At 69.4% G+C, this 20440-nt stretch carries 14 protein-coding genes; 2 read left to right on the top strand and 12 right to left on the bottom strand.

All coding sequences use genetic code 11. The annotated features are described in order from the left end of the window. Positions 1-34: 34 nt before the first annotated feature. The 3 genes from HDA32_RS03755 to HDA32_RS03745 all read right to left on the bottom strand — a co-directional run bounded on the left by HDA32_RS03755 (position 35) and on the right by HDA32_RS03745 (position 3701). Positions 35-1300, bottom strand: coding sequence for a styrene monooxygenase/indole monooxygenase family protein (locus tag HDA32_RS03755; protein WP_179641828.1), 1266 nt, complete (start codon positions 1298-1300; stop codon positions 35-37). Positions 1301-2434: 1134 nt separating this feature from the next. Further along, complete coding sequence (locus tag HDA32_RS03750; protein WP_179641827.1) at positions 2435-2668, bottom strand: CsbD family protein; 234 nt, start codon at positions 2666-2668, stop codon at positions 2435-2437. 97 nt (positions 2669-2765) lie between these two features. Next, a complete protein-coding gene (locus tag HDA32_RS03745) occupies positions 2766-3701 on the bottom strand; it encodes a PDDEXK family nuclease (protein ID WP_179641826.1) in 936 nt (311 codons plus the stop codon). Between the two features lie 317 nt (positions 3702-4018). Here HDA32_RS03745 and HDA32_RS03740 point away from each other — a divergent pair, with 317 nt between their 5' ends. Then, complete coding sequence (locus HDA32_RS03740; RefSeq protein WP_179641825.1) at positions 4019-4798, top strand: hypothetical protein; 780 nt, start codon at positions 4019-4021, stop codon at positions 4796-4798. Between the two features lie 176 nt (positions 4799-4974). Here HDA32_RS03740 and HDA32_RS03735 read toward each other — a convergent pair whose 3' ends face one another. The 9 genes from HDA32_RS03735 to HDA32_RS03695 form a co-directional block, all read right to left on the bottom strand. Further along, a complete protein-coding gene (locus tag HDA32_RS03735) occupies positions 4975-5736 on the bottom strand; it encodes a hypothetical protein (RefSeq protein ID WP_179641824.1) in 762 nt (253 codons plus the stop codon). A 57-nt stretch (positions 5737-5793) separates the two neighbouring features. Further along, the gene (locus HDA32_RS03730) at positions 5794-6945 is read right to left on the bottom strand and encodes a C40 family peptidase (protein WP_179646448.1); all 1152 of its coding nucleotides are present in this window, start codon (positions 6943-6945) and stop codon (positions 5794-5796) included. A gap of 2 nt (positions 6946-6947) precedes the next feature. Beyond that, positions 6948-7601: a hypothetical protein gene (locus tag HDA32_RS03725; protein WP_179641823.1), complete on the bottom strand. Its 654-nt coding sequence runs from the start codon at positions 7599-7601 to the stop codon at positions 6948-6950. 79 nt (positions 7602-7680) lie between these two features. Continuing rightward, positions 7681-10071, bottom strand: coding sequence for a type IV secretion system protein (locus HDA32_RS03720; RefSeq protein WP_179641822.1), 2391 nt, complete (start codon positions 10069-10071; stop codon positions 7681-7683). Continuing rightward, positions 10068-12548, bottom strand: coding sequence for an ATP-binding protein (locus tag HDA32_RS03715; protein WP_179641821.1), 2481 nt, complete (start codon positions 12546-12548; stop codon positions 10068-10070). The genes HDA32_RS03720 and HDA32_RS03715 overlap by 4 nt, the downstream gene beginning before the upstream one ends. A gap of 100 nt (positions 12549-12648) precedes the next feature. Next, positions 12649-16326, bottom strand: a complete 3678-nt coding sequence (locus tag HDA32_RS03710; RefSeq protein WP_179641820.1) for a TcpE family conjugal transfer membrane protein — start codon at positions 16324-16326, stop codon at positions 12649-12651. Positions 16327-16338: 12 nt separating this feature from the next. Then, a complete protein-coding gene (locus HDA32_RS03705; RefSeq protein ID WP_179641819.1) occupies positions 16339-16647 on the bottom strand; it encodes a hypothetical protein in 309 nt (102 codons plus the stop codon). 112 nt (positions 16648-16759) lie between these two features. Further along, on the bottom strand, positions 16760-17740 hold the full coding sequence (locus tag HDA32_RS03700) for a conjugal transfer protein (protein ID WP_179641818.1): 981 nt from the start codon (positions 17738-17740) through the stop codon (positions 16760-16762). 598 nt (positions 17741-18338) lie between these two features. After that, positions 18339-19628 carry an MFS transporter gene (locus HDA32_RS03695; RefSeq protein WP_179641817.1) on the bottom strand — a complete coding sequence of 430 codons (1290 nt, stop codon included), beginning with the start codon at positions 19626-19628 and terminating at the stop codon, positions 18339-18341. Between the two features lie 53 nt (positions 19629-19681). Here HDA32_RS03695 and HDA32_RS03690 point away from each other — a divergent pair, with 53 nt between their 5' ends. Further along, positions 19682-20422: a helix-turn-helix transcriptional regulator gene (locus HDA32_RS03690; RefSeq protein WP_218882319.1), complete on the top strand. Its 741-nt coding sequence runs from the start codon at positions 19682-19684 to the stop codon at positions 20420-20422. Positions 20423-20440: the final 18 nt, after the last annotated feature.

Raw genomic sequence — 20440 nt, 5'->3', positions numbered from 1 at the left:
TTTCCTTTCACTGGTGCGCTCGCGTGCGCGTTGATCAGCTATGGCGCGCGGCCACTTCACCCAGATAGGCCCGGGCTCCCTCTTCGTCGAGGAACCAGGCTCGGTAATCCCGGGGGTCATCGAGGCCGTGGACCCAGCGGTCGGCCACCTCGTGGTAAGTCAGAGCCGCGCCCACGACCTCCTGGAAGTAGCCGGGCAGTTCGCTGTCCCACAGCGAGTGCAGCATCGCGCTCAATGCCGCACTGTGGATGCCCTCGTTGGCGTAGAAGGTTTCGAATGCCTCGCTCATCCAGGCGGCGTTGAAGGGCGTGTCTCCATTGGAGACGATGGCCTCCAGATAGGTTGTGGCGCACATCGTGGAGACGTTCCAGCCCTGGCCGGCGATCGGGTCGGTGGTGACGACCACGTCGGCGCTGCCCAGCACGTGCCCGCCCGAGGGCAGCACGCCCACGGGATTGCGCACCTGGGGGCGCACCCGGGTCACCGCGGCCGAGGTAGCGTCGACCGGTTCCACCTTGGTCAGCCGGGTGGCGAAGTCGGCGAAACGTTCACCGACGCTGCGCACGATCCAGTCGGTGACGGTCTGGGCGGACGGGCCCCGGTGGCCGCCCTGCTCATTGAGGTGGGAGCCGTCCAATGACCCGCCCGGCTCGTCCATGACGGAGATGGAGTGGGCGGGGCCCTGCTGGGTGAGGACCGGGGCGAAGAAGATCCGGCCCTCCGGTGCCGAAATCACCTCGGCGAATCCGGGGCCGGCCGGCCCCTCCTCCAAACCGTGCACGAGGGTCTGGGTGATGACCCGGGGGTGGGCGCCACCGAAGCGGGACGGGTCGTAGTCGAAGAGCGCTCCGAGCTCACCCGCACCGACCGCGATGACCACGAGGTCGTACATCCGCGAGAAGTAGTCGAGATCGGTGACGGTGACGCCGTGGATGACGACCTTGCCGCCCTGATCCTCGAAATGCTCCAGCCAATCGGCCATCTTGGCCCGCGGATCCACCGCGATGCCATACCCGTTGAAACGGCCCTGGACCACCAGCGGATCCGGCATGCCGGGGGCGTACAGCGGCTGCCGCACGCCCTCGATGTGCGGAGCCTGGGCCGACCACCAGTCCAGATGCAGTGCGCGCTCGAGCTCTAGCGCCCGCGGCAGAGTGAACTGGGTGATGTTGGGCCGACCCTGGCGAGTCTCGATGGAGGTCTTGCCGGTGATCAGGGTTACCTCGTAACCGCGCTCCAGCAGCCCGTTCGCCAGGCACAGGCCGCTTTGTCCGGCGCCGACGATCAGGATCTTACGCATCTGCCTTCTTCTCCTCAGCTGGCCTTCGGGTGGGGGACGAGGCTGCGGGCATGGCGGACCAGATTTTGGAGTACCCCGCTCGCCGAGCGGCGACTCCGGATGCCATGCCCAAAACCAGGACATTCCGTTGGATTTCAAACGTCCGGCACGTGCGGTGCGGCGAGCCCTGCGGAGCCGACGTGGCGGCCGCGGCCACCGTGAGCGCCGACGCGCGGGGGCGTCCGTGCCGGTCAGGACGGAGGCGGACGGCATGGGCCGGGATCGGGAGGCGCCCATCGGCCGGATCCGCCACATCCGGCGCAGCACGCTTCAGTCCGACTCCCGAAACCCAGAATTCACATTCTCCGGAGTCTGCGGACCGGGATAGTGCCGGTACATGATCAGATGAGTTGTCATGTCCGAAATCCGTCGGGGCCGTCACCGTTTCGTCTGCCCCCGGCGGCGTCCACTCCCGAGCACGCACTGGGGCACCCTCCGGCGCCTCCGTTTCCGTCGCTCCCCCGACAGAGGCGAAGGAGCGCGCGGGGTGAATCGGCACCGGATCAAGGGGCCACCGCCGCGGCCCCACATCCTCGTACAGCCCACCGTCAGGTGGCATCGTCATCGGTCTCCATTCGTCGTCTCACCGTTGTGACCGCCCGGGCGTGCCGCCGGTACGGCACCGCCGTATCGGGGTGCGCCGACGCGGGGCGATGGCCGACATCGCCGCGCCCGTGGGCGTTCCGGGATTTTCTCGGCTGTTCCAGAATGCCGCTTCCGACACCGCCGGAACGCCGGGAAACGGACACGATATGGGATACGCCTTCGATTGAGTCGGGCCCCCAGCACGGCTCCCGCTGAAACCGCTTCTCCCGGTCAGACGGTCGGCACGGGGGCGGCGCTCCAGCGGCGAAGTCAGGAGAGACGGGGAGGCGCAGCCGAGGAGAGTCGAGGGACCGGTCGCGCCCCGAGGCGCCTTTCCCGCGCTGACCGGCGACGACGGAGCCGGACGGCGCTGCGGGACAGGAGAAGGCCGTGGGCAGCACCGGGGGTCCGCTGCGGATGATCGAGCGGTCGCATGGCGGTCCCCGCACACGATGAGGGGCGGATCCGGATGGATCCGCCCCTCATCGCGCAAAGTGGTTCAGAAGTGGTTCAGGCGCCGCGCTCCGGCCCGGGGCCGTCCCGGTGACGGTCGTCACGGAGACCGCGCGCCACACCGTGCGCGGTGTCCTTGACGTCTTCCTTGGCTTCGCGAACGTTGCCCTTGGCCTGCTCGGCGCGGCCTTCGTTCTTGAGGCGCTCGTTGCCGGTCACCTTCCCGGCCGCTTCCTTGAGCTTGCCCTTGGCCTGCTCGCCCTTGCTCTGGCCCTTCTCGCCAGCGCTCATGTCAGCCTCCAGCCTCGTCGGTAGGGCCTGCCGGGCTTGTCATCGCCCTGACGGGCTCGTCTTGCACTCCTCCCCTGCCTCACAGCGCCGCGTTCATTCATCCGCGCCCCTGCTTTCGCCTTTCGCGCACCGCAGTGAGGATGCGTCCGGGATCGCGCAGGTCCTCCCAAGCGAAGCGCAGGATGTGCAGGCCGGGGTGGGCGAGCAGGACGTCGTTTCGCCGGCGCCTGTCGTACAGCAGCGCGCTGGGCTGCTCGTGCGGTCCGGCGCCGTCGGCCTCCACCAGCAGCCGCTGCCGGCGCCAGTACATGTCGGCGTAGGCCAGCAGGGCGCCCTCGCCGTCGTGCAGCGGATGCTGCAGCGCGTCGGGCGGCAGGCCGCCGTCGGCGCACACCAGGCGGATGCGCGTCTCCAGCGGGCTCTGCGCCCGACCGTCGGCAAGGTCCCACCGGGACGCCGCCCCCGCCTCCTCGGCCCCGCGGCGTTCCCGGTCGGCGGCCGCCAGACCGCGCAGCTCGGCCGGGGTGACGAGTTTCTGGAAGAGGGCCGAGTCCAGCAGGCTGACGGCGGTCTCCCGGTCGCGGCTCACGACGAGGTCCCGCAGCGTCCGGCCGGGCGTCGTGACGCGGACCCGGCCCAGGACGGTCACGTCCCCCGGATCGGCCTCCCACCTGTGCAGCCGCAACCCCGGCCGCCCGTGTCGGATCTCCGCGGGCGGCACGGCCATGTGCACCTCACCGTTCCAGGGCGGCAGTCCCTGCATCTGCCACAGCCGCGCCGCGGTGGACCGGCACGCGAACGCGCGCGGCCCCAGCGCGAGCTGCGCGGCCATCGCCGCAGACACCACCGGGGGCCAGCCGACCTCCTCGAACTCACACAGCCGGTAAACGCCCCGGTGCTCCCGCCGCCACCGCCTGCGCCTGACGCAGTGCCGGATGTCGTCGGCCGACAGCCCGCACGCCCGCGCCTGCCGGACGGCGAGCACCCCGTACTGAGCCCGCGCCACCCGGCGGGCGGAATGCAGTGCTTCCATGCATCCCAGAGTCGGCCGCCCGCCCCCGCCCGGCCACTCGGATCCGACCCCTGTGGAAAAGCCCGACGACGCGCCTGCCGACAGGCGCGTGGGTCGGCGTGTGGAGGCATCTTTGTCCGCTAGAACACGTTCTTCGCGTGCATTTCACCGGGAGCAGGACACTCAGATCATCGTGGGCCGCAGCGGCGAGTGGTGAGGCTGCTTGACGACTGCGTACTCCCCACCGGGGCGCTTCGCGATTTTCCCCGATGCGGCTCCGGCGACCGAAGAACACCGTTGACTGTGCGCACCAGGCCTTCTGGCCACGGCGTGCCCAAGTGGTGGCACCGAGCTCACCGGCCGCGGCTGCTGCGCAGTCCACAGGCAGCCTCACCAATGCCGCCGGTCCCAAGGCGCTGCGCCAACACGTCCGGGCGCACGGCCCGTTGGCCGGTGGCACGCTGCTGGAACTGGCCGCGGGCATCGCCGAGGCGCTGCAGGCCGCGCAGCAGGTGTACAGCGGTGGACCGGCGGCCGAGGGCGCTAAGGACGCTAAGGACGCAACGATGGTGGCGCGGCTGCTCGGCCGTGAATGGACCCGGCTTCTGCCCCCCTCTGCCCGCCATACCGCCTCAGGCGAAGCGCGGCAGACGCCGGGCCGTCGTGATCGGGGCCCGATCGCGGCGGCTGTCCTCGTGGCCGCCGGGATCGGGATCCCTACGGCGATGGGTGTCGCGCCTTGGTCGGGCATCCCTGCTTCAGCCGGTGACAACGGTGGCCGAGCCGCGGCGGAAGTGCAGGACAACGATCAGGGGGCACCGCAGGAGTCCGCACAGCCTGCACCGTCTCTCCCCGTCGAGGCGACAGACCGAGCGGAGAACGGCCCCATGCTCGACTTCTCAGAGGTCGATATCGTCGACGGCGTCCCGAAGTCCAATGCGAATTCAGGAAACCGGTCCGGGTACTTGATATACATCGGCTCCATCGAGGAGGCCTCGAACGGAGTGCGGTTCACGGGTGACGCGAGGTTTTCAACGCTTCACCACAGATCACATCGGACCAGCTCTATCTCCTCGTCGACGGCAAGCGCATACGACCTGAAGAGAAATTCGCTCTAGGGGTCAACATTGATGGCGGCCTCACGCATTCACCTTGGCGTTCCGGAAGCCCCTGAGAGTGGACTGCTGACCTTCGTCGGCGACTCTTACGTGGAGGGAGAACAGGGAAACCCGCCGGTGAGCGTGTGTTACGAGGTGGGCGGAGAGTTCTCGCTGGAGCATGAGGAGCGTATTGATTATTCTGGAATCCAAAGGCTCAAGTCTATTTCCATTCCAGAAACCAACTTCTCGGCCTCGTGCCTAAAAGCCGTCTCTGGAATAGCACTCGAATCGCCGCCAGACCTCTGAGCGTCGAACTGAATCTCATACACCGCGCTTTTAGTCCTAGAAAGAAGAATGTAGCGAGTTACTCCTGACTCGCCGTCGGCCTCTCCATAGAAGGAATAAGATTCATCCGTCAATGAATCCTCTCCTTGGGAATATACATGAGAGAAGCGACTCTCGAGCTCCCCCCTCCTTCTGTCAAACTCCTGAATTGAGATCTCAATTTTGTCCTCATCTGCGACAGAAATAACTGCCTCATACTGCAGCGAGAACTCCCATGGAGAGGGGGAATTGTACTCTGGGACTAGAGTCCATCGACAATCGTCGGATACAGTCCGTCCCTCCTGCACACCTTCTTCAGTAACCGTATCAACATACCCTTCACCGGAATCTACACGGTCCACACTTACCGTGGAGAGTGAATCGACTGTTGTTGAGCATAGGTTCAGTTTCTCTGGCTCCAGTGAAGCTAGCGGTTCTCCAGTAGCCTCGATAGGGGCCGTCTGCTGAGATGACGTCTCCATGGACACTACAGATGCAAATAGCCGCAAGCCACCGACAATAATCCCAGTAACGAGTAGCGCCGCCAACGTTCCAGAGCCCACCACCACGAGGAACGCGCGCCATCCTCGCAGTCCCTGCTTCTCGGGCGGTGCATCTCTTCGTTCAGGCATGCCGAATCCCTTGTGTCCCAACGCTTTCGGACAGCCTAGTCGGGGTCACGGCTATCCTCACTGCTCCAACTGCGCCTTCACGTCCGGGTCTTCCAGTGGGCGGGTGAAGCCCATGATCTCCGAGCGGTTGGGGTCGTCGTATTCCCGCGTGGCGATCGGTCCGCAGTCGGTGCACCAGGCCTCGACCATCAGTCCGTCACCGATGACCATGCCGACGTGCCCGGGGCCCGGCGGCTCTCCTGAACGCTGCACGTCGAAGAAGACCAGGTCGCCCGGCTGCTCCTCACCCTTCTCGATCCTCGGCCCGAAGTTCCATTGGTCCTGGGAAACCCGCGGAATCGTCACGCCGATGCTCTCGTAAGCCCGCATCAGCAGGCCCGAGCAGTCGAACCCGTTCGGGCCGGTGCCGCCCCACACATAGGGCTTCCCGCGCTGGTCCAGCGCCCAGTCGACCACGGCCTGAGTCAGCTCGTCGGGGGCCTGTGCGATCGGTTCGCCCTCAGCGGTGAGGTTACAGTTGACCGCGGTCTCGATGGCGCCGTCCGTTGAATAGTCGCCGTCGGCGTACTGTTCGGCCCAGCTCAGCACGTCTTCCACGTACCACCAGGCGTGGTTGTAACCGTAGATCGCGTTGCGGATGTCGTCTTCGGCGCCGTGCGCGATGAGATAGTCGGCCGCGGCCGGGATCGCGTCGGCGGGATCATAGACGCTGACGACCCCATCGCCATTGCCGTCCTGGCCGTAGCCCTCCTCCGGACGGTCCTCGACCGGCATGACGGGCTCGCCACCCCAACTGTTGCCCGCCGCGGACCCGTCCAACGAGCCGAACTGCATCGGGCCGGCCGCGCCCCAGTCGTTGTGGCCTTCAGTGATCCCGGGCCCTTCCCAGCGGCCGTGGTGACTCTCGACCTGCCCCACACCGGCGAGCACGTTCCACGGGAGTCCCTTCTCTTCGCCGACCTTCTGGTAGATCTCCAGGTAGTTCGCCGGGACGGAGTCCTCGGCGTAACCGGAGGCGTCGACCTGTTCGGTCTCGCTGGTGCACTGCATACCGGTGAAGGCGCTCATGCCCCGATTGATGGACGCGGTCGGGATGATGATGATCGCCAGGACGAGAACGCCCGCGATGAACAGGCCGAGAGCGATCGCCAGACGGGTCGCGCAGGATCCCTCATCTGATGGTTCGGGGTTGACGAAGAGCCTGGTCATCATCAGTCACCGCCCAGGTTGGCTGCGTCGGCCGGCTGGAAGTCGTAGACGCGCCACTCCTCGCCGTCCTCCACCGTGGTGATCGCGTATTCTCCGAGGTCGTCCCGTGCTCCGCTGGCGTCTTCGGTGATCGACTGGGCATTGACGACGAAGATGATGGAGTCGTCGTCGAAGCTGCGGATCGACTCGACGTTGGCCCTGCCTTCGGCTACCGCCTCGTTCTCCGCCATCTCCCCCCACAGCGCCCCCGCCCCGGAGCTCTGCGCCAGTGTCTCGGCGTAATCCTCCGTCGCGAAGGCCGCCATACGGTCGTAGTACGCCTCGGGCGGCTCGGAGTAGTCCATCGTTCCGTAGGCCTCGGCGAACCCCTGTGCCGTGGCGGCCGCCGCCGTGAACTCCTCCTCGGTGAACGGCAGCCAGTCCATGACCTCCATGTCCTCGGCCGCCGTGGTCGGGATGGGGCTGGGCGGGACAGCCTCCGATTGCTGCTCCCCCGGATTCCGGTCTTCTCCGCCGACCTGGTCGGCCTGCTGCTCCTCTTCGGCGCCGTCGCCTCTGAAACCGCCCACGCTCAGATAGATGCCGAAAGCGACCAGGGCAACGACAAGCACACCGAAGACGAGACGCTGTGCGCCATCGGGGAGAGGCTTGGGCATGGGTGAAGCTTTCTTTCGGTATGGAGAATGTGGGTTCGGTAGTCGATCGGCGCCTATTCGGATTCGGAGGAAGGCACGCTCACTCCCCTTCGTCTCTGAGCCAGAAGGGAATGTCGCGCTTGTTGTTGCGTTGACGCTGTGCTTCTCCGGCCCAGAACGGACTGGTCGGCGCATCGTTGCGGTTGTTGCCCGACCCCTTGAGCCAGTGACCGCCCTCCTCCCGGCTCGCCGGCGCGGGGCGCGGTGCCCTGGGAGGCGGGGCGGGCCTCTCCTTCCGCTGACGCGGGCCGCCCCAGCGGGATGTCTTGGGCATGGTGTTGCCCTGCGGCGGGGTCGCGTTGCGGCCATCGAAGATGCCTCGACCGGTACTGGGCTGCGGCCGTTCGGGGGCAGCGGACGCACCCCCGTCTCCGCTGGGAGCGGCACCGCCGGAACTCGGCGCCGAACGGTGACCGCTGCCGGACCCCGTACCGAAGACGGAGGCCCAACCCGTGTCACCGGTTCCCGTGTAACCGCCGGCCGGACGCGGCGGAATGGAACCGCTCGACGGGGCGGACGATGATTTCAGGCCTCCGCTGGCAGCGGCGGCTTCGCTGAGCCGAGGTGCCTGGGCGGAGCTTCGCGGCGGTGGGGCGCCGTTGGAGCGACCGGATTCGGCGTTCGCGGCCTGCCCGCCGAGTTGCAGCGGCGGCGGAGCGGCATTGCCGCGGGCGCGACCGTATCCGGCGGTGCCTCGGCTCCTGACCTGCTCGCCGCGAACGGTCGCTCCCTCGTTGGCCCCGGTATCGGTACCGGAACCGGATGTCGCTGTTCCACCACGGGTTGCCTCGGCGGCCTCCGCCGCTCCCGCTCCGGCTGCCGCACCCGCTCCGGCCGGCACGGCCGCAGCAGCGGCCGCGAGCTGCGGGGAACGCTTGAGGCCCCACTTCTGCGCCCGCATGTAGGCAACGGGCGGCAGAACGTTGGCACTCTTGCTGAGGGCACTACTGGTCACGGCGTCATTGACCATGCGTGAGGTGAACGTATTGGCGTTGACCGAGGCGAAGAGGTGCGCGAAGGGCTTGCGGTAGATGAAGAGCGCCAGGGTGAACAGCGCCAGCAGGATCATCTGCAGTCCCCAGCCAAGGCTTGACGCCATGACCAGGCCATAGCACATGACAAGCAAAGAAATTAAGAGCATGATGAAGATCTGCTTGAGCAACAAACCGACCATCATCTCGAACCAGCGAAGCAGGACAGTCCTGCCATACCCTGGGTGTACACCTATCAGTAAGAAAATCGGCGATAGAAGAAGCAGAAGCAGAAATCCGATCTTCAGCACGATCAGCGCTACAGAGCCAGCCAAGATCAATCCCCCGGCGAACACTGAAGCGAAGAGAGCAAGTGTAGCTACCCCAAGGCGACTACCTTGCTGACTCCCTTCAAAAAGTGGATATACCCCAGGATAAGTCTCTTGTACACTTTCTGCAATCTGTTGGTAAGATTCCTGCTTTTCTTGCGTCAACTCTTCAGGGTCAAGTTCCCCATCAGCGATTCTCTGCTGCTCAACTCTACTGATCCCTTGAGCTTCTAGCAGATCAACTGCATGCAGTCTTGCCGCGCTTTCTGCTACATCTCCGGTCCCGAATACACCAGCAACCCATGGCCGGCACACCAGGCCCGTCCAAAGCATCTGCGAATTCCTGCGGACCGCAAAATCACTCTCACTTTCCCAGCCCGCCTTTTGGATTTCCGGCGAACCGGCAGGGCAGTTTGTAGATGCGCCGGGCACAGAAACCTGCGATAGTGCAGCGTTGACAAGTTGCCCGCCAGTATTCACTGTATTCCCTGCAAGGCTTAGAATCTGCCCTGGATTGACCAAGATCCAGATACCAAGCGCAGTCGCCACAACCATCCATACAGAGCTTTCCAGTGTCAGCGTGACACGCTTCCGCACCAGACCATACCAACCCAGCCAGACAGCTCCGAGAATAACGACGGTCGGCAGAAGCGGGCGCCAAACCCCCTCCCGGAGCTCTGCCACAATATTCCCAACCAAACCATTAAAACTGTCGAGCAGCCCATCCGATGTAGCGGCTTGGTAAACCGTAATGGTCGACTGGTTGATGGTCTTGGACAGATCCCATGCAGTGTTGCTCAATGTTGCAACTGCGCTGGAACCAAGCTTGTCAACACATGATTCTCTGATTACATGCCACTGCTGTCCCGAGGTTCCGTACTGCCCGTAGAGGCTGGCGTCAGGCGGGAGCCCGTCAGGGGAACCGACAATAGAGGACTGCGACTGCGGCGGCACCAGCAGCCCATCGGCTCCCGAGCCTGCTGCCTCCGGTTGGGGGGCCGGTTCGCCCTCGCAGCCGGGGACGGCGGCTTGGGCCGAGCCCAGTGGGACCAGGAAGAACGCCAACATCAGCGTGGCGAGGAAAAGGACACGGCGCCAACCTCGCTGCCGTGTCCCCGGAAGTGACCTCATCGCCGCAACTCCTGCCCAGTGCCTCCTGTGCCGACCAAAGCGTCGTCCTCCTCAACATCGGGCCGTTGTCGTGTCGGGTTCGTGTCGAGCCACCGCAGCAGCTCCTCCGACACCAGGTCGACGGCGATGCGTCCGGCACGGCCGTCAAGATCACGGAAGATGCACTCGCCGTTGCTGAGGTTGCGCAGCATGCCCATGTGCTCTTCGGAGGGTTCGACCCCGAGCAGGGACATCACGTCGTTGACCTCGACCCGCTCCGAGGAGCGGAAGGCGAACACTGAGGAGAGACAGTTGGTGACCTGCTCGTTGAGGAGGTCACCGGCGTTCTGGCTGACCAGGATCAGCGCGGTGTTGCGCGACCGCCCCATGCGCGACACCTCGGGCACGAGCTTGGCGCCCTCCGGGGTGGAGGTCACCGCCCACGCCTCGTCCAGGAAGATCGCCTTGGGCAGGCGGCGGTCGAGCCCGTTCATGAGCCGGCGGGCGAACTGGCTGACCAGGTACAGCAGGGCGACGCTGAGACGCTGCTCGTAGCTGTAGTCGTCGCGCTGGATGGCGGAATCGGGCAGGGTCAGCCCGCCGAGGGTGAACACGGTGGTCCACCCCTCGGTGTCGATCTGCTGCTCGCCCTGGGGGTCGAAGCACAGGCTGGCCAGCCGCATCTCCGACATCGACCGCAGCACCGCGCCGAGGTTGCGCGAGGCCGGGTCGTGCGACTCCTCCAGGTGCGCGACGACCTTGGCGAGGCTGGGCCGCGGCTGGTTCGCCACGGCCGCCACCGCCTGGATCATCGCCGACTCGCGCTCCTCGCTCATGCGCGGCAGCAGCAGCCGCAGCGTCTCGGTGGCCATCGTCTTCTTCGCCGGGAGGTCGTCGCCGAAGCCGAACGGGTCGAGCAGCCCCGGCTCGGCCGAGCCCAGCGACATGATCCGCGCCTTGCGCCCGCGGCGCTGCAGCAGCCTGACGAGGGACTCGGCGTCGCCCTTGGGGTCGATCGCAGCGACCGTGACCCCGCGCAGCGCCAACTGGTAGATGAGCAGCAGCGCCAGCGTGGTCTTGCCGCCGCCGGGCTCCCCGGTGATGGCGATCGCCGTGGGCCGGTTGCGGGCCGCGGCCACCATCGGGTCGAAGTGCACGATGGAGCGCGCCCGCCCCAGCGTCTCGCCGATGTAGGGCCCCACCCAGCCCGCGCCGCCGGCGTCGACCCTGTCCCCCAGGTCGACGGTCGCGGTGGGCATGCCGCCGGCGATGGTGCGCAGCGGCTGGCGCTGGGCGTAGGCGTTCAGCCGGATCCGGTCCCCCGGCAGCGACTCGCAGAACAGCGAGAACTGGTCGCCCGTGGAGCTGACGATGTCGATGCCGATGTCGCGGTAGTGCTCCACGACCGCCTCGACCCTCTGGGTCAGGAGCTCCTCGGTCGGCGCGGTCACGATGAGCCGGTGCCAGCCGTACACGAACGGCAGCCGCTCCTTGGTGATGCCGTGCTCCAGCATGCGGGCGGCGTCGATCTGCTCGGCGAGCGCGATCGGCGCCTCGACCCCGGCCTCGCGAATGTGGGCGTCCATGTCGCGGGCGTGCGCGAGCTTGCGGCCGACGTCCTTGCTGGCCTTGGCCGGCGGCACGAGCTTCATCCGCAGCGACACCTCGACCGGGAACGGCAGCGCGTCGCAGTAGTGCAGCCACGGCTCGCCGTCGGGGAAGGCCATCAGGTCGGGGAACCGGGAGAAGGACAGGTGGGCGACGTAGGTGCTGCCTGCGGGCTGCTCCAGGCGCAGCGTCGACCGGCCGTTGTGCAGGACCCCCTCGACGAGCGCCTCGATCTCGCCCCTGCCCCACGTGCGGCGCCCGGCGGCGGAGGGGCGCGGCTCCTCGATGGTGCCGGTGACGGCGTGCCGGATCAGCCAGGCCAGTTCCGTGGAGGAGGCGTGCCGGGCGTGCAGCGAGCTGGCGGCCAGCGCGCGGCCGAGGCGTTCGGCCTGCTCGGTCCAGCGGGCGATCTCCTTGGCGTCGATCGCGTCGTCGTCGAGGCCGAGGATCTGCTCGGTGCGCTGGTAGGCGGTGAACAACTGGGAGAGCACGCCCCGCGACAACTGCGCCCGGACGCCGCGCTGGCCCAGCCGGACCCCGAGGTAGACCTCCTTGGTCCAGAAGTCCTTCGCCCAGACGTGCCGGTACATCTCGTCGAGGTAGTCGTACCAGCCGGGCCCGGAGTCCGAGGTGTCGTCGAGCCTGGTGGCCCAGGCCGCGGCCGGGTAGGTGCGGTGCGCGACGCGCAACTGCACCTCGGCGTCGTTCATCCGGATCGCCGCGAGCGCGATCGTGATGTTGGTGGCGAGGGTCTCGCGCTCTTCGGGCGTGGAGAACTCATAGGACACCGTGGGCAGCCGGAAGTAGGCCCATGCCTCGGCGTCGCTGAGCAGGACGCGATCGTCGAAGTAGCGGACCGCCAGCCGGCTGGCGCCCCTGCTGCCGTTCATCGGGTCTCCTCCTGCGTCGGTCGCGGTGCCGGGCTCGTGCGGGCGGCCATCGGGGTGCGGGGCGCCAGCACGGCGGCCCCGGAGCTCGCAAGGTGCTGCATCACCGCTGCACCTCCGACTTCACGCGGGTGCCCGATGCGGGGAGCGCGGCGAAGCCGGTGGCCAGCACGCCGCCGAGGGCGGCGTGGGCGCGGCGGGTCGTGCCGCGCAGGGCGTCGACGTCCACGACGCCCCTGGCGGCGGCCAGGTGGTCGTCCCAGGGCACGCGGACGATCGCGCGGCAGCGGCCCCTGGCGACCTGCTCGGCGGCGTCGACGTCGGTGAGGCTGCGTTTGCTGACGCCGTTGACGACCACCACCGACTTGGAGCGCAGGCCTGCGTAGCCGTGGCCGTCCAGCCATTCGAACGTCATCGCCACGGCGCGGGCCGCATCCGAGCTCGCCGGGGCGACCAGCACCAGGGCGTCGACGATCGGCAGCGCCCGGGCCACGCCGGTCGCGGCGGGGTCGAGCAGGGTGACGCCGTAGAACCGCTCCAGCAGCCCGGTCAGTCCGGCGTAGTCGCGGTCGTCGAGGGTCTGGACGTAGGGGTCGTCCAGCGTGGTCACCACTTCCAGGCCGGTCCCGGCCTGCGACGTGTAGCCGCGCATCCCCAGGTAGCCGTGGATCCCGTCGGTGTTGGCCAGCAGTGACGTCAGGGTCTCCGGGGTCTCCGTGCGGATCCTCTTGGACAGGCCGGTGCCTCCGGGGTTGACGTCGACCGCGACCACGCGCTCGTCGCGGTGGGCGGCCAGCGTGTGGCCGAGCATGAGCGTGGTGACGGTCTGGCCGGCCCCGCCGGTGCAGCCGAGGACGACGACGCGCCGGGTGCCGTCGAACGGCGTACGCAGGCGCTCGATGTCGGCTTCGGGGAGCCTGGTCTTGGGCGTCGGCGTGTTCCCGCCGGTCACCACGCGGGCCAGCCTCCGCCAGCCGCGGGTGCCCGACGCCGGTGACTCCGGTGCCGGCGCGGGGCGGTGCGGCCGGGACTCCGGCGAGGCGGGGGCCCGAGGCGGGGCGTCGGTCCCTGCGGCATCGGGGACGTCGGTCGGCGCGGCGGCGCCGTCGTCCCTCGGGGCCGCCCGGACGTGCCCGGACAGCAGTTCCTGCTCCCCCGTGCCGTGGTCGAGCTGCAGGCCGGGCTTGCCGCTCTTGGCCGGGGCCGCGGTGGTGGAGGCGTCCGGACGGCGGTCGGCACCGGTGTCCTCGGTGTCCTCGGGCTCCTGCTGCGCGGGGGTGCCGTGGGAGGGGGTGAACAGCTGACCCAGCGTGCGGACGCCGTGCGCCACCCGGGTGAAGACGCCGTCGTCCCCGTGCTCGGAGCGCTGCACGGGCTGGGGCCCGGTCCCGGCGGAGCGGACGCTGCGGGAGAGGCGTTCCGAACGCCGCGGTTCGGCCGGGGCCGCGGGCGCGTCGGCCCGCGGCGCCGCCTCCGGCCGCTGCGGGACCGGTTCTTCCGGGCGTGCCGAGGCCGGCTTCTCCGGGCGCTGCGGAACCGGCTTCGCGGGCGGCGGTGGAACCGGCTTCGCGGGTCCGCCCCGGTTCGCGGCGTTCCTGCGGCGCAGGAACGCCGCCTGCTCCGCGGCCTCCAGCTCCTCCAGCGTCGCGCGCCGGCCGGGTCCGGAGACATCGCTGAAGCTCTCGTGCTCACCGGTGCCGTGGTCCAGCTCCAGCGGCGGTTTGACCTGCCGGTCCGGCAGCGGGCGCGCGGAGGCGTCCTCGGCCGGAGTCACGGGGTCGGCGGTGTCCCGGACGCCGGGGGCCGCCGCGCGCTCCTCCTGCTCGGCTTCGTCGGGGGCCGCGGGACGGGCGGGGCCGGCGGACGGCTCCGCCGGAGCCGGATCGGCCTCGGGAGCGACGGACTCGGCGCCGGTGCGGTCGTCGGCGCGTTCGGCCGGGGCCGTACCCCGGACGGGATCGGCATCGGACCCCGGACCGGCCGCGGCCTCCTCGGACCGACCGCCATCCCCCGCCGCCGCCTCCGCGCGCGGGCCGGCCTCGGCGGGTTCGGGCCCCGGATCGCCGGCTGCCTGTTCGGCGGCCGGCGCCTGTTCGGCCGGCTCCGCCGGGGGCGCGCCGTACGCGGGAACGCCGTGCTGAAGCGCGGGCGGACCGGTCTCGGCCGCGGGTTCGGGGGGCGGCGCCTCCTGCGGACGCGCCTCCTGCGGCGGAGTCTCGGCCACCGGGTGCTCGCCCCGGGCGGGGGCCGGGCGCACCGGCCCGGCCGGGGAGTGCTGCGCGCCGTGGTCGGCGGGGGCCGCGCGGTCCGCGGCGGCGTCGCGCCCGCTGCCCTGCTGCGGCCCGCCGGCCGGGGGCAGGTCCCAGGGGGCGGCGTGCGGTCGGCGGCGGGGCCGATGGCTCTGCTCCTGCCGCCGGGCCTCCTCCGGGGTGGCCGGCCGGCCCAGGCCCTGCGCGGTCCGCCGTTGCGGGGGAGGCGGAGCGGACGCGCGCTCGCGCTCCAGTCGCCGGGTGACCGCTGCGCTCTGGGTCCGGCCGCGCAGCCTGCGCCGGGCCCCGTTGCCGGAGGCCGGAGCGTGCTCGGACCGGGTCCGCGCCTCGGCGGGCGGCTCGGGGAGCACGCTCGCCCGCTCGGCGGCGGCGCTCTCCTCCGCCGCCGCAGCGGCGGCGGTCTCCCTCTCCTCGCGCGGACGCCGTCCGGCCGCCTTCTCGGCCTCCCGCCCGCGCGGGGTGCCGGGGTCGGGCGCCGCCATGATCTCCTCGGCCCTGCGGCGCGCGGCCGCGCGCTTGAGGCCGAGGTCGGGCGCCGCCATGGGCTGGGTGTCGCCGGGTGCGTAGGCGCTCTTGGAGGACAGCGGCCAGGGGGTCTCACCGGAGTGCCTGCTCAGCGAGGTGTACCAGGCGTCGCCGTCCTGCTCCTGCGGCGCGGAGGCCGCCGAGATCGGCGTCGCCGGCTCCGCGTGCGCCTCGCGTCGTTCGCGGTCCCGCGGTCCGGTGTCACCGGTTCCGGCCGCACGGGCGGGCGCGGCCGTCCGGCTGGGCGCGTCGCCGCGGCGCTTGACCGTGCCGAGCTCGGTGCGCTCGGCCGCGGGCACCCCGTTGGCGGGGCGGCTGCCCGATGCGCGGGAGCGCGGAGCGGACGCGGCGCCGCGCGGCGGGGGCGAGGAGTCGTCGGCCTTGGGCAGGCCGAAGCCGAAGTAGTTGAGGACCCTGCGCCCGGCCGTGCGGCCGTCCTGGGCCGCGGCCGGTTCGGCGGCGGCCACGGCCACGGGCTCCGGCGCACGCTCGTGCCCGCTCTCCGGGAGGGCCGTCTCCTCGGCGGCGTCGGCCCGCTGCGCCGCGGCGGCCGCCCTGCGCCGCCGCTCCGCCTCCCTGGCCGCCTTCTTGTCGACCACGGGGAGGGGGCCGGCCGCCGGGTCCCGGTGCCAGACACGGACGGCGACGACGATGTGGTTCGGCTCGTGCTGCGGGGCGAGGCGCGTGTAGACGCGCGCCTCGGTGGCGTAGCGGCCCTGCGAGATCAGCAGCTCGGTGAGCCGCTTGCCCTCGATGACGGGCCGGGTGGCGAGGAACGCGATCACACCGGGGGGGACGATCCAGATGACGTGGAACGGCGACTCGAAGGGGACGCCGAGCAGGTTCATCAGGAAGATCCAGACGACGGCCACACCCAGGCACACACCGAAGGTCACGACCGGAAGCGGCATGGGCAGCCGGAAATCGTAGAGCTTGTAGAGCCGCTTCTCGATGCGCCAAATGTTGGTGTACGTGGGCAGGTCCACGTCTTCGGCCTCCTACTCGGTCGGCACGCCCATCGCACGCGCTATGGCTGTCGCGATGACCTCGATGATCCCTGGCACGTAGAAGACGATTCCGATGAAGATCGCCAGGATGATGAACTGCGCGAACCGGGTGATCTCCCTGGTGAACAGGAAGAAGATCGCGACGATCGAGACGATCACGAGGAAGAGGGGGCCGAAGAAGCCGCGCAGCCAGTCGGCCAGTCCCGAGGTGTCGGGTTCGGGAGGGGCGTCGGCGAGCACGACGAGGGGGCTCACGGCGTCGAAGGCGGCGTGGGCGGCACCGGTGAACAGGGGAAGCATCAGGCGCCGCCCTCCCGTGCCTCGCGTCTGCACTGCATGGTTCTCACGTCTCCTTACCGATGCCCCGCCGAATCCGGCGCTGGTCGTGGCGATCTCGTGTCCGGCTCATGGGTCAGCCGAACGAATTCGGGGCACCTTGGATGTCGCGCACGTACCAGGATGTGCCGTCCTTGACGACGGTCAAAAGATAGCTCTGGTTCAGCTCGGCGGAGTTCTCGCCGTCACCTCCCGGGAGTCGCCACACCACCGTGGCCTGGGCCTGCCGTGCGTCGTCGCCGCTCGACGCCGCGGCGGGGACCGTGACGTCGTGCAGGTCGACGAACGCGACGGTGTCCGCGGGCAGCGCGTTGACCTCGGCACCCGGCTCCAGGTAGCGGGAGAGGTGCTCGGGGGTCTGCGCGTAGGCCTCGAAGAAGCCCGCCAGGATGGGCTCCAGTTCATCGCGCGCATCGCTGTCGCCCTGGACTCCGGGTGATTCGGGCAGTTCGGCCTTGCCGGGCGCGGCGAGCAGGGCGGGCTGCCCCGAGACGACCAGTGCGGTTCCGGCGGCGTCGGCGTAGACGGGGACGTCCAGGCTCATGGGGTTGCCGTTGACGTCGGCGCTGAGCCGGACGACGGCGTTGTTGTCATCCTTGACGTCGACGGCGAGCACCTCGATGTTCTCGCCGACCAGTTCGCCGCCGGTGAGGTTGAAGGAGGTCGCGCGGCCTTCGGGGAGGAATTCGGCCAGGGTTTCGGCGCGCTCCTGCGCCTGCTGCTGATCGGCGTTGAGGTAGGCCTCGGCGAACCGCAGGGAGAAGGCCGCGGCCGAGGTCTGGGGGAAGCTGACCTCATCGGTCTCGGCGGGCTCCTCCTCGGTCGGCTGGGCCATGCCGGAGCGGAACGGCATCCAGACGCCGTTGAAGATGACGACGAGGATGAACGCCCACAGCACCGCACGGCCGATCCAGATCCACCAGCGGCCGCCCGACCCGGCGCGGGGACGCCGGGACCGCCCGCCGCCCTCGGCCGCCCCGGAGCCCCAGGCGTCGGCCGGCGCGGCGGTGCCCTCGGTCGGGGCACCGCCGCGCCGCGCGGTCGACTTGCGAGCCATCACGCCTCCATCCAGGCCCGGGCATGCCCATGGCGGGCAGCCGAGTTTCCTCCATCTGTCTACCCCATCCTCTATGGTGCGGCATGACCCGGGATCTCCACGGTCATTAACACGATCGTGTTTCTTCCCAACCACGGCTTCTACCCCGGGCCGCAATGCCACAAAGCCCCATGAGCGGGTAATCCATGGCCAAACGGGTGGATTCGACGAGGTCAACAAACAGATTGCGGATCGGCCGGAAAGCAAGAAATCGCTGTTCAGCTAGGTAACTGTGCCGTTGGCGCTCGGCCGGATGCCGAAAACCTCCGGTCTGTCCGCTCACCGACGCATGACGGACGCGTTCGCACAGGGGGTCGGCTGTCGCAGTGCGCGCAGCGCCGGCGGCACAGCAGGCCCGAGCCCTGGAAGCCCCGGTTCACCCCGAGGACGCAGCGGTCGGAACTCGATCAGACGTTGAAGCGGAACTCGAATTAGGGAGCACCCGCACCCGAAACGCTGAGAGCCGCTCGACTTCTGGCGCTTCTGAGTCATCGATGTGGACCGCTTCAGGAGCAGAGCCCGATCACGCACGCGATCGGCGGCATGGCGATGACGGAGATCACGGCTCCGTCGTCATCGCCGCCGTCGGTGCGCCGGCCCCAGCAGCAGTCCCCTTTGGCCGATCGACAGGCAACTCGGAGGTCACAGCGTCCTCGACGCGTCCACTCCTCCCGCCGGCTGCCACCTCTTCCTTCTCGACCTGCGGGTCCTTCATGCCGAGCAGGACGAGGAACGCGATCGCAGGCAGCGCGATGAGCGGGAGCAGCGCGTACTCGAGGCCGATGCCGTCGGCGAGAGCTCCGATCGCCGGGGAGGCCAGCCCGCCGACCGAAACGGCCAGGCCCAGGGTGACGCCGCTTGCGGTGCCCATGTGGCGGGGCAGGTAGTCCTGACCGAGGGTGACGTGCAGGGAGAACGGGACGTAGAGCACGACCGAGGCCAGCGCGATGAACACCCACGCCAGCGGCCCGGGGATGAGAAGCATTCCGGCGACCACCGGCACTGCGAGCAGGTAGGACCACCGCAGGATCGTCGTGCGCGGCCAGCGCCGGGCGAGGTGCCCGCCGATGGCGGTGCCGAACGCCCCGCCGATGTAGAAGACGAACAGTGACGCCGATGCGAGGCTCTCCCCGACGCCGCGGTGTTCGTGCATGAACAGCACGATGAACGATCCCATGCCGACGAAGACGATCGAGCGGCAGACGATCGCGACCGACATGCGGGTGAAGGCGCTCCAGTCGTCGCGGCCGGCAGCGGCCTTCGCCTTCTTCCCGGCAGAAGGGCTCGGCGCGTGGACGCGGCCGATCACGGCGACCGCCAAGACGCCGGTCAGTGCCGGGATCATCAGCAGCGGGCTCGCCCCCAGCCCGAGCGCCCCGACGGACGCGGCGACGGCCAGCGGCGCGAGGGCGAAGCCGATGTTCCCGCCCAGCGAGAACCACGACATCATCACGTGGTCGCCGCCGCTGATCTCCCGCGCGCGACTGGCCCCGGCCGGGTGGAACGCCGCGACGCCGATGCCGGACACGGCCGCGACGAGGGCGGTGATCCAGAACGAGTCGAAGACGCCGACCGCGGCGATCCCCACCCCGGCCAGGAGCACGCTGACCGGGATGAGCCAGCGCATGCGCCACCTGTCGCCGAGCGCGCCGAAGACCGGCTGCACGATCGAGGAGACGAGCGAGAACGCGAGCACGATGCCCGCGGCGGCAGCGTAGGAGTAGCCGCGCTCCAGGACGAGGAACGGGACGAGCGCGGCGATCGCGCCCTGGGAGAAGTCGACCGTCACGTGGGAGTACGCCAGCAGGCGCGAGCCGCGGCGGGCCGAGCGGGGTGAAGCAGAAGTCATGCTTCAAGCCTGATTGAAGTCTGTGCGGCGCGCTTTAAGTAGACTGACGCATGATGTCAGGAATCCGCCATGTCGCCGTCGCGCCGACCGAGACGCGCCGCCTCTCGCCGGGCGACGAGGTCACCCCGCACCGCCACGACGACCACCAGCTCATCTACGCCAGCACGGGAGTGCTGGAGGTCTTCGTGCCCGAGGGCACATGGTTCACGCCGTCCGTCCGCGCCGTGTGGGTGCCAGGCGGCACGATCCACCACTGGCAGGTCCACGGCGCGACGACGGTGCGCATGGTCGGCATCCCCACGGCGGTGATGCCCTCGGCCGAGCACGTGCCCGCGCTCGTGGCCGTCGACCCGCTGCTGCGCGAGCTGATGATCGCATGCTCCGAGCAGGGCCCCGCCGAGACGCCGGCCGCCCGCCGGCTCCTGCGCGTCCTGGTCGACCGGGTGCGCCCTTCGCATGAGGCCCCGACCGTCCTCCCGACGCTCCAGGACCCACGACTGCGCGACGTCCAGCGGGTGCTGGAGTCCGACATGACCGCCTCGCCGAGCCTGTCCGACCTCGGCAAGCGGGTCGGCGCGAGCGAGCGGACGCTGTCCAGGCTGTTCGGCGACGAACTGGGGATGGGCTACACAGCCTGGCGGACCCAGCTCCGCCTGCACCAGGCGGTCCTGCTCCTCGCCGAGGGCCGGACCGTCACGCACGCGGCCGCGGCCTGCGGCTTCTCCTCGCCCAGCGCCTTCGTCAGCTCGTTCAGGACGGCCTTCGGACGGACGCCCGGATCGTTGTACCGATAAGGCAGGGCGGGCTGATCC

Source organism: Spinactinospora alkalitolerans, from assembly GCF_013408795.1.
Taxonomy (GTDB): domain Bacteria; phylum Actinomycetota; class Actinomycetes; order Streptosporangiales; family Streptosporangiaceae; genus Spinactinospora; species Spinactinospora alkalitolerans.
Note: the sequence above shows the minus strand (reverse complement) of the source record. Positions and strands in the feature narration are given on the sequence as shown.

Excerpts from the sequence above, each read along its gene's own strand:
- HDA32_RS03720 (WP_179641822.1), bottom strand. The coding sequence starts at position 10,071 with ATGAGGTCACTTCCGGGGACACGGCAGCGAGGTTGGCGCCGTGTCCTT.
- HDA32_RS03735 (WP_179641824.1), bottom strand. The coding sequence starts at position 5,736 with ATGCCTGAACGAAGAGATGCACCGCCCGAGAAGCAGGGACTGCGAGGA.
- HDA32_RS03700 (WP_179641818.1), bottom strand. The coding sequence starts at position 17,740 with ATGGCTCGCAAGTCGACCGCGCGGCGCGGCGGTGCCCCGACCGAGGGC.
- HDA32_RS03755 (WP_179641828.1), bottom strand. The coding sequence starts at position 1,300 with ATGCGTAAGATCCTGATCGTCGGCGCCGGACAAAGCGGCCTGTGCCTG.
- HDA32_RS03705 (WP_179641819.1), bottom strand. The coding sequence starts at position 16,647 with ATGCTTCCCCTGTTCACCGGTGCCGCCCACGCCGCCTTCGACGCCGTG.
- HDA32_RS03725 (WP_179641823.1), bottom strand. The coding sequence starts at position 7,601 with ATGCCCAAGCCTCTCCCCGATGGCGCACAGCGTCTCGTCTTCGGTGTG.
- HDA32_RS03715 (WP_179641821.1), bottom strand. The coding sequence starts at position 12,548 with ATGAACGGCAGCAGGGGCGCCAGCCGGCTGGCGGTCCGCTACTTCGAC.
- HDA32_RS03750 (WP_179641827.1), bottom strand. The coding sequence starts at position 2,668 with ATGAGCGCTGGCGAGAAGGGCCAGAGCAAGGGCGAGCAGGCCAAGGGC.
- HDA32_RS03695 (WP_179641817.1), bottom strand. The coding sequence starts at position 19,628 with ATGACTTCTGCTTCACCCCGCTCGGCCCGCCGCGGCTCGCGCCTGCTG.
- HDA32_RS03745 (WP_179641826.1), bottom strand. The coding sequence starts at position 3,701 with ATGGAAGCACTGCATTCCGCCCGCCGGGTGGCGCGGGCTCAGTACGGG.
- HDA32_RS03690 (WP_218882319.1), top strand. The coding sequence starts at position 19,682 with ATGTCAGGAATCCGCCATGTCGCCGTCGCGCCGACCGAGACGCGCCGC.
- HDA32_RS03730 (WP_179646448.1), bottom strand. The coding sequence starts at position 6,945 with ATGACCAGGCTCTTCGTCAACCCCGAACCATCAGATGAGGGATCCTGC.